Raw genomic sequence first — 9,513 nt, 5'->3', positions numbered from 1 at the left:
CCAGACGGGGTAATTTTCTTTAAAAGCTGGAATGATTTAAATCTCTTTTGTTTAGAATTTGTGATTAACGAGGGAGTCAATAATTTAATCACACACTTTATGGATTCAATGTGGATAATGTAAAAGAAGCGCACAGGCTATTAGAAAATGGTACTGCAAATGGTAAAATTGTTATTATATAATTGAAATTATTTAATTCTTTTTTGGTTTTCTTTTTCTTCTTGTTTAACCAAATGATTGTTCCTGTAATAGGAAGTGATGCGCATATTAAAGCGATGAAAAAATGTAAAACTTTAGTGGCTATACCTCCATAATTACCCACATGAAGATCATAGTTCATCGCGCCAATTTTATCCCCTATGGGAGCATTTTCCGATTGTTTTATTTTTTCAATCTGACCATTTCCTGTGTTAAAATAATACCAAATAAATTCGCCGGTACGATCTTTAATAAACCGCACTTGAATATCTTGTGGATCTGTTGGAGATTTACGTAAACGAATCGACATCATATCTGCATTTGGGTGTTTTGATATGGTGAAATTGAGCGCATTATCTAATATTTTAGACTGATTCTGTGGTACATATTCGAACTTTTCCTGTTGTTCAATTTCTTTTGTGCTATCGAAACCATTGAGCGATTTTACATAAAAAGTTTTAAATGCGGGAAATGTAAATGCAATACCTGTACATGCAATTAATAGGGTGAAAATGACACTATAAAGTCCTAAGATTTGATGTAGGTCATAGTTTAATCGTTTCCATTTAACTTTAAAATCAAACCAAAGCTGTCTTTTTAATTTTTTGATGGTCCATTTTTTAGGCCACCATAGGACCACTCCTGTTATTAAAATTATTATGAATATGATGACCGAAATTCCTACTACCCAATGGCCTACCATGGCGCCCAATAGTAAGTTCATATGAAGTTGTAAGACGATCTGAAAAAATTCTGTTTTGGAGTTTTCTACCGCTTGTACTTTACCCGAATAAGGATTAATAAAAACTCGTTTATGGTAAATATAATATTGATTATTACCAAAAGCATGTTCATCCGTTTTTAGCGCACGAAATATCCAAGTTCTGTCTGGTGAGAGGTACAGATCTGTTCTACTTATTTTTTCACCTTTAGGTAAAGCGTTTTGCGCAATATCAATCAGCTGTGTTAGTGGGAGTAACTTACTATTTTCTCCAACTGAATCTTGAGTATAGTATTTTTGAGGATAGACTATTAGTTTAAGCTCATCATAGAAAACATAAAAGCAACCCGATAAACTAACAATAAAAACAACTAGGCCTGTAAAGAGACCTAGCCATTTATGTAGCCATAATAAACCTGCCTTAATCATTCTTAAAATTGATAATGAAGGTTTAATGAAGTGACTGTACCACTACCTTTGACGTATTCGGCATCCAATGCACGGTATTGACTAACTGTAGGGTAGTAGGATGTGTTGAATATATTTTCTATTCCGAAGCCTATTTTCCAATTTTTATTCAGATTGTAGTTACCTGATAAATTGAAGAGGTCGATATTACTGATTGGGCCTTCACTATTGTTATATTTTCCTTTGTCATTGAGCGCAAATCGATCTCTAGCTCCAGTGTGTATCCAAAACAATTGCAGATTTAACTGTTGGTTTGGTTTATAACTTAAAAAACCTGTTGCTTTAGGTGGTGCAATCCGAGATCCATTAAGATAAATTTTGCTACCATCATCCATTTTTGCTTTTCCTTCTACATATGCATAGCTTCCACCGACGCTCAATTTTTGACTCAGTTGCGCATCAAGAGTAACTTCATATCCTTTTACTTCTTCAGGTTCACGCTGAGGCATTAAAAAACCACCAACATCTACTAAATTAACACCTAAATCCGAAGTACTGATGTAGTAAGAGGCTGAAATATTGAAGATACTAAAACGGCTTGAAAAACCAGCTTCATAGTTATTGGTAATGATCGGGTCTGTTTCTAAATTACCGATTGTATTTTCTTTAGCACGGCGTAAAATACGACCTAATTCATTGATCGCAAATGCTTGCGAAAAACTAACGAAAGGGTTGAAATAATCGTATTTAGTATAGCGTAATCCTGCATTGAACATTGTCGCTTTATATGGAATATTTCCTCCGCTTACCAATATACTTCCTTCTCCATTCGGACCAGTAGCTATGGTATTGTAATCGTTGACTTTAACGGTTGCATTTTCATAACGAAGCCCAGCTTTAAAGATCAAATTTTCAATGAGGTCGGCTTTTACTTGCGCATAGGGGGCAAAATTAACCATATTCATTTTTGGTATGTATACACGTCCATCTGTTAAATCTTGATAGGTTACATCTTTTAATAAATCTAAACCGTAAGTTACTTCAGTTGGAATAGAAAAAAGCTGAAATGGAGTATTCAGATTTAAGCGCAATCCTTTTTTCTCAGAGTTGATCATGGTTTGTCCAGGACCATACCAAGCCGTTCCACTAGCAACGTATCTGTTCATTGAACTGAAGGAATTTAAATAAGCTGTTACATCCAATTGGGTTGAATGAAAAAGATTACTTTTTGAATAGGTTAACATCGCATTGTGATTGTAAGGTGTACCTGCGGGTTTGCCTGGTTCTTCTCCTCTAACTCCAATTGTAGGCGACTGACATAGATGCCGTTTTTACTGATATATTTGGCACGTTGTGTACTTCCATAATAGTTATAAAATCCAGTCAATGTACTGCTTGAATCAATTTGATAACCTATTTTAATAAAGCCATTGTACTGATAGGAATTGGAAAGACCATCAGTTTGTCCAAGAGGTAAACCATCGGAATCTCTTTGTAAACCGGTGTAGTCTGCCGAACCCGAAACGGTGTAACTCCATTTATTTACCTGTCCTGAAAGCTGTTGTGAAAGTTTGTAACCTAAGGTTTCCTTAGGGTCAAATGGATTTATTGATGTTCCCAAAATGGTCTGACCACTAATCTTTTTTCCGTCTTTGTTTTTCTTGGTAATGTAATTGATAATACCTCCACCTGAACCATTTCCGTAGATTGAAGTAGCACCTTTTATTACTTCAATACGTTCAATCACACTAGGGTCGATGGTGCGTAGGTCACGTGCTCCATTCATAAGCGGTGTTGATTGCGGGATTCCATCTATCAAAACAAGTACGGCACGTCCACGAAGGGTCTGTCCAGAATTTGTAGCTTTATTGGTCGAGGTACCCAAACCCGGAATTGCATTACCAAGTACCGTAGCTAAATTGTTCGTAATGTTGGTTTGTGCTTGTATATCTTGTTGATTCAAGATTGTGATAGAGGATGGTATCGTTGAAATACTTTCTGGCTTTCTTCCGGCCGTAACAACGATTTCATCCAATACATTTGTACTTTCCAATAAAGTGATGCTGATTAAATTATTGCTGGGTTTATTTGATAAGCTGAGGGTTTTTTCTTTAAATCCTATCGCGGAGACTGATATTTTTTGATTTGCTATTTTTTCATTTGTTGTGATCAACACACCAGCTGTATCTGTACTTCCTAATAGTTGTTGATTTAAACGTACCGTCGCTCCAGCAATTGGAAGATCTTTTTCTGTTTTGACTTTTATAGTCATTTGTTGTGCTTGACAAATGAAAACGAATACCTGTAATGGTATTATTAGAATTAGAAATTTCCATCTATTAGAGATGGAAGGGAATGAAATAGGCATCTGTAATATTCTTATGTTGATTTAGATTTGTTCTAAACAATAGGCAAATATACAATCTATTTAATTCGAGTGAAATTATTATTTGATTTTTTTTAGCAGTAATTAGTTACTAGACATAAACTCTACAGGTCTTATTGTGAGTTTACTACTCTAAAATGTTTATGAATTAGATTACAATTGCTTTTTGTAAAATATACCCGCTTTTGGGAAATTTATTAATCTTTTTCGTTAACAAACTTTTTGAGATTGCTGAGAATCTGATCCCATCCGGTTTGATAGTTTTCTGAAGCAAATTCGGGGCCTGCATCATGAAGGTTTTCGATACCTTCATGATGTAAAGTAACAGTTGTTAATCCTTCATTTTCCTGGAGTAACCAACTGACTGTTGTTACACCCTGACTAAAGGTGGGGTGAGTCCAGGTATGAACTAATTTTTTATTAGGAATAATTTCAAGTATTGTACACTCATGTAAAAATTTATTTTTACCACCAGGCTCATAAAAATGAAATGTTAAGCCCTTCTCTAGAGCAAAATCAGGAATGTCAAAATACCATTGCTTGAATTGATTCTTATCGGTCAGTACCGCCCAGATAATTGATGCTTTTTTTTGTATTACTATTGAAGATGTAATCATGATACCTTGGTGAAATATTTAAAAAAGTTGAAACAAAAGCTTATTTTAAGTTGTCTAAAATGTTAAGGTAAAAACGTATAATTTCGCCAATTTGTTTTTAGAATAATCTAAAATTAGTGATTACGTCCATTGTTTGTACGCTTTTTTCGCCTTAATTATCATTAGGGTAACGAAACCCAAAACAGCAAATACTGCATAACCAATACCTATCTCAGTCTGTGTTTCTGGGTTAACGAGACTCACGACAATATAACTTAATGCAGAAGTGACGAGGTAAGTTATACCACCTGCTAAGCCACCTGCAATTCCTGCTGATAAAGGAAAACGACCTAAGCAGTAACCGAAATAATTATTAAATATAAATCCTGCGGTAACGTGGATCAAGAAGGCGAATAGTGATAATGTAAAGAGATTTGTGATATACGGAGATATTATAATCATTAAAATAATGAAAGCAATTTGTAAATAATTAGCATATCTTAATTTTGGTAGTAGTGCTTTCTTGATTAGTGCACGACCGATAAATCCCCCGGACATCCATGCAAGTCCCATTAATAAGGAAATGTATCCGGTCGTAATGGAGCTATAACCTAAATTGTGTTCAATGAAAAATGGTCCACTTAGATTGTAGAACATAACTAAACCATAGCTTATTCCACACATGAGCACTCCAAACGTAAAGTCTTTCGTTTGAAGCATGGTCTTAAATTCAGTGACTAAATATTCAAATTGAAGTGGATTTTTCTGACGGATTGTTTCACCGGAAAAAATGAGTTCTAATATGAAGAGCACAATGCTGTAAGCAGCTAATAACATAAAATTAGAGCGCCATCCAAATTGTGCCTGTAAATATCCGCCAATGAAAGGAGCAATAATTGGCGCTAATGACCAAACGATCGTGATGGCACTCAGGTATCGTTTTCGCTCTTCACCTTCGTACACATCAACGAAATAGGCGCGTTTTGATACTACAACAAAAGCGGATAGTATTCCCTGCAGTATGCGCATCATATAAATGACAATAATACTATCAGTTGTGGCTGTAATAAAAAAGCTGATTGTAAATAGAAAAAGAGAAATTAAGGTAATCCGATATCTTCCCCATGCATCAACAAGGGCACCGGCAAAGAATTGTGAAATACCATAACTAATTAAAAACAGGGATAAGGTGAGTTGAATCTTACTTCTGCCAGTCCTAGCTCTGTTGCCATCTGTGGCATGGATGGTAGGTAAATGTCTGTTGCTAAGCCCGAAATTGGAACCAATGCGAATGCAATTAGTGTCGGAGCAAATGATTTTCGTGAATTTAAAGTATTTTCTTGCATGTGTATTGTTTATTGAAAACAAATGAGATAAACGTAAATAGGATTTCTTTAGCTAGCGAATGTTCTTGAGGATATCTGAAATGTCGCAAAAGTTACATATGACATGTGTAACCTATTTTTGAATGTACTCATGTGGCAAAGGTATAAAATTCAATAAAGATGAATACTTGTTTTTTAATATTTACAGAACGTGGATGGTATATAATTTTACATTTTACATAATTCTTTGATTATATAATTTCCGAAAATAAATTTTGTTTTTTTTATTATAGTACTTGTAATGAGTTGGTTATGTTTTATTTTTCATTTGCTGTCTTGCTGATGTTACATGATTTTTTTCTATAATCTCATAACGGTTTAATGTTATTTTTACGGCTATGTTTTACATTTAAATGATGTTATTGAAATTGATGGAATGAAATCGTTTTCGTATTTTACTAGATTTTTTATTGTAGGTCGCACAATTTATTAATTATATTGGTCAGCAATTATAAATCAATCCTGCAGTTCTGAAATTGATTATGCCATTTATTTAATATTGGAAGATCGATAATGTAGTCCCTGCAAAGGTTTTAATAAACATGCAGCAGTTTTTAATTTTTATAAATCCTATTGATTAATTTAAAAAAAGAAATTACTATTATGAGTATCGTGTCGTGTAAAAAAAGAATGTTGTTATTGTTAACGGGTATAAGTTTTTGTTCCTTATTATATGCTCAAAAACAACCTCCTAATATTATTTTTATATTGACGGATGATATGGGGTATTCGGATTTGGGATCTTATGGTAGTCCGAATATTCAAACACCTTTTTTAGATTCGATAGCGAGTAAAGGTGTACGGCTACAAATTATGTCGTTTCCACTCCTTCATGTACGCCATCCCGTGCGTCGTTATTGACCGGACGTTATGCTTCTCGTTATAACTTGCCTCAACCGATCGGTCCTGGTTCGGAATTAGGTCTACCTGATGCTGAGGTAACGATCGCTGAAATGTTAAAGCAGAAGGGCTATCAAACAGCTTTGGTAGGAAAATGGCATCTTGGTGATAAAGGAGAATCGCTACCCAATGCACAAGGATTTGATTTCTTTTATGGTATGCTCTATAGTCATGATTACCGTGCACCTTATGTGAAAACAGATACTGTTATTAAACTTTTTAGAAATCGCAGTCCTGAAGTATTTGCTCCTGATGATTCGGATCTAAGTCAGCATTATCACCGTGAAGCACTTCATTTTATCAATAAGCAAAAAAAAGACAAACCTTTCTTTTTGTATTATGCACATAATTTCCCTCATCTGCCATTGGCATTTTCAAACAAGAAAAATCCTTATGCCAGTGCACAAAATGCAGGTCCTCTTGGGGCGGTCTTGTATGAGTTGGATCAGTATATTGCCCAATTATGGCACGCATTAGAGGCTAAAGGTCTGGATAAAAATACCATCTTGATGTTTTCTAGTGATAATGGACCTTGGATTGAGTATCCTGCTCGTATGTCAGATGACGGCGAGACGAAAAATTGGCATGTTGGAACTGCTGGTGTATTTAAAGGTTCGAAAGCGCTTACTTATGAAGGCGGTGCCCGAGTTCCTTTTATTGTTTTCGGAAAGGGAATTATCCCGGAAGGAAAAGTTATTCGCTCTTCTATCAGTAATTTAGATATTTTACCAACTATTGCTTCTTGGACGGGATCTTCTTTACCAGACAGAAAACTGGATGGACAATCAATACGTAATTTACTGGAAGGTAAAGAGACTGATTTAAACTATGTCCATAGACCAATTTTTTTGGTTAATTATGGTAAACCAGAAGCTGTGAAAGTTGGTGATTGGAAATATCGTATTATTAAACAACGAACAAATTTAATTTCAGGGAAAACGGAGGAGACGGTAGAGGAATTGTTTAATATTGCCTGGGATCCGAGTGAAAGAACAAATTTGATTCATGAATATCCTGAAAAACTGACGGAACTAAAAAGGTATTTAATTCTTTCGATGAAAAGGAATAGTTTTTCAGCAACTCAAGAGAACCTCCAATCAAATGATAAGGTCTATTTGATTGGAGGTTTAAATCCTTAAGATGTAAATTAGGCTATATCTTCAAAGTTGAAAGGGAAGTCTTCTCCCATAATGTTCCGGTATTCGCTAGCAAAGTTTTGAAAACGTATGCGAGCTTCTTGGAGCATGTTTAAAGCAATCATTGCTTTAATTTCCATAAATAACGCATTTTCATTGAGAGGGTCAAACAGAAAAATAACTTCAGCCAATGCCATGCTATCGTTATAGGCATGTTTCTCCATACTTTGATAGATTTCAGTGATTAAAAGAGGTGTTATATTTTTCTCTAGATCAGCCTTAGTTGAGTCGAAAATAGGTTGATTGGTACCCTGTAAGAACTTTCCCCTTCGTAATAGATGAATTAACTCATCTCTGTTTTCAGTGTTGTTAATAGACGAAGTGAGTTTCATACATCTCGTATAGTCGCAATAGAAATCGGCATGTTGTTCAATTTTAAAACGCCCTTTCTCATAGCGTAATTCTATCCCATCCAATTCACTTAATGCTTTTCTTAAATGGTTGATTGTAACGCCTCTTGAATTTTTGACTTTATCTTCAGATTTGTCTGGCCATACCAGATGACTTAATAATGCGGATGAAATCCCGGCTTCACCTGCGTGGGTTAAAATCAAACAAAAAACTTGTTTAAGTCGTGTACTAAATAAATGGGATATATCTTTTTGATTGCGATCTAATACCGTAAATTCTCCAAATAAATAGATTGCATTGGCTTGTAAGTTATTTTTCCAGACAGCGGGTTCGTTATTACTTGGTTTTAATTTACCGATGGGTGCTAATTTTTTAGTCTTGATCAACAAATGTTCTTTATTGCTATCAGCTACACCTGCAGGTACTGGTAAGATCATATGTCGCCCTGTTTTTTTATTAGAGATCCTTTTGAGCATGATGTAAGCTCCTATTGCAACAGTTCCTCCGAATAATACAAAAATCAGATATTTAATTTTATTATTTTTTTTTGGATAATTGCTTAATTCTGTTTCTGAGATAGGAGGGGAGTTTAGGGAATAGATTTTTAATGTTGACTTAACATCATCATTTGACTCTTGTACTAAAGCGAGTAGACGTCCAAGTTGATGGTCATAATAAAGCTGTGCCCGTGTTGAAATCTTGTCCGAATATATGGCTACAGAATCACCTAATATTTCATAGCTTCCATCTTGGATTGAAAACCGATAAAGCTTGATTGCTGATCGGGTGAGATGCTCGGGATAACATAAGGCATAAAAGTGTGACTGATCTGGGAATACAATACCGCGTGCAGGTACCACATGCTTATCTTTCCATTGAATATCCCACATTTTTGTCACCTTTTTAGTATCTAAGTTAATTTTGTGTAGATCATAATAGTATTTTCTTCCAACAATGTGCTCTCCAGACTCATTTCCCATTCCTCCAAAAATATATGCTGTACGATTGTTTTCCATATAGCCCGCAGATAGAAAATATCGTGGGAAGAGCTTATCTCCGGTAAAATCTTCAAGTTTTTGCCATTTGGTAGAATCAACGGTATATTGATAGAATTTGTCACTATAGGACATGTTTCCATATCCTCCGAAGATGTAGTATTGCTTTGCTTGTTGATCAAAAAAGAATCCATGGTGATGCAGTTCCTTTTGGACACGATCATAGCTTTCAATAGTCCATGTTAAGTTATCTAGATTAAGACTGGCGACGGTGGGGCCTCATAGGGATAATTATGATACAATTCATAAACATAAAGCTTATTTGCTTTTACATCGAGAAAATTGGTTGCTTGGATCAGATCGACAGGGCATTTTTT

General features: G+C 35.0%; 6 protein-coding genes and 1 pseudogene. 1 reads left to right on the top strand and 6 read right to left on the bottom strand.

Translation table 11 applies throughout. The features are described from left to right. Positions 1-97: 97 nt before the first annotated feature. From L950_RS22380 to L950_RS22365, 5 genes are all read right to left on the bottom strand, one after another. Positions 98-1,348 (bottom strand): PepSY-associated TM helix domain-containing protein, encoded by a 1,251-nt coding sequence (locus L950_RS22380; protein WP_021190417.1) that lies wholly within the window; start codon positions 1,346-1,348, stop codon positions 98-100. A gap of 2 nt (positions 1,349-1,350) precedes the next feature. Beyond that, on the bottom strand, positions 1,351-2,571 hold the full coding sequence (locus tag L950_RS34385) for a TonB-dependent receptor domain-containing protein (RefSeq protein ID WP_231577797.1): 1,221 nt from the start codon (positions 2,569-2,571) through the stop codon (positions 1,351-1,353). After that, positions 2,565-3,599: a TonB-dependent receptor plug domain-containing protein gene (locus L950_RS34380; protein WP_231577796.1), complete on the bottom strand. Its 1,035-nt coding sequence runs from the start codon at positions 3,597-3,599 to the stop codon at positions 2,565-2,567. The genes L950_RS34385 and L950_RS34380 overlap by 7 nt, the downstream gene beginning before the upstream one ends. Positions 3,600-3,910: 311 nt before the next feature. Then, positions 3,911-4,330 carry an SRPBCC domain-containing protein gene (locus L950_RS22370; protein WP_021190416.1) on the bottom strand — a complete coding sequence of 140 codons (420 nt, stop codon included), beginning with the start codon at positions 4,328-4,330 and terminating at the stop codon, positions 3,911-3,913. Between the two features lie 120 nt (positions 4,331-4,450). After that, positions 4,451-5,677, bottom strand: a complete 1,227-nt coding sequence (locus L950_RS22365; RefSeq protein ID WP_197086641.1) for an MFS transporter — start codon at positions 5,675-5,677, stop codon at positions 4,451-4,453. A gap of 620 nt (positions 5,678-6,297) precedes the next feature. On the opposite strand from L950_RS22365, the pseudogene L950_RS22360 reads away from it, so the two are divergent. Next, positions 6,298-7,733 (top strand): annotated as a pseudogene (locus tag L950_RS22360) (sulfatase-like hydrolase/transferase). Positions 7,734-7,741: 8 nt separating this feature from the next. On the opposite strand, the gene L950_RS22355 reads toward L950_RS22360, so the two are convergent. Then, positions 7,742-9,271 carry a hypothetical protein gene (locus L950_RS22355; RefSeq protein ID WP_021190414.1) on the bottom strand — a complete coding sequence of 510 codons (1,530 nt, stop codon included), beginning with the start codon at positions 9,269-9,271 and terminating at the stop codon, positions 7,742-7,744. Positions 9,272-9,513 lie beyond the last annotated feature (242 nt).

Source organism: Sphingobacterium sp. IITKGP-BTPF85 (genome assembly GCF_001006065.1).
GTDB lineage: Bacteria > Bacteroidota > Bacteroidia > Sphingobacteriales > Sphingobacteriaceae > Sphingobacterium > Sphingobacterium anhuiense.
This window is presented reverse-complemented; position numbering and strand designations above follow the sequence as displayed.

Coding starts and splice junctions, on each gene's coding strand:
- L950_RS34385 (WP_231577797.1), bottom strand. CDS start 2,571: ATGTTAACCTATTCAAAAAGTAATCTTTTTCATTCAACCCAATTGGAT.
- L950_RS34380 (WP_231577796.1), bottom strand. CDS start 3,599: ATGACTATAAAAGTCAAAACAGAAAAAGATCTTCCAATTGCTGGAGCG.
- L950_RS22355 (WP_021190414.1), bottom strand. CDS start 9,271: ATGTCCTATAGTGACAAATTCTATCAATATACCGTTGATTCTACCAAA.
- L950_RS22370 (WP_021190416.1), bottom strand. CDS start 4,330: ATGATTACATCTTCAATAGTAATACAAAAAAAAGCATCAATTATCTGG.
- L950_RS22380 (WP_021190417.1), bottom strand. CDS start 1,348: ATGATTAAGGCAGGTTTATTATGGCTACATAAATGGCTAGGTCTCTTT.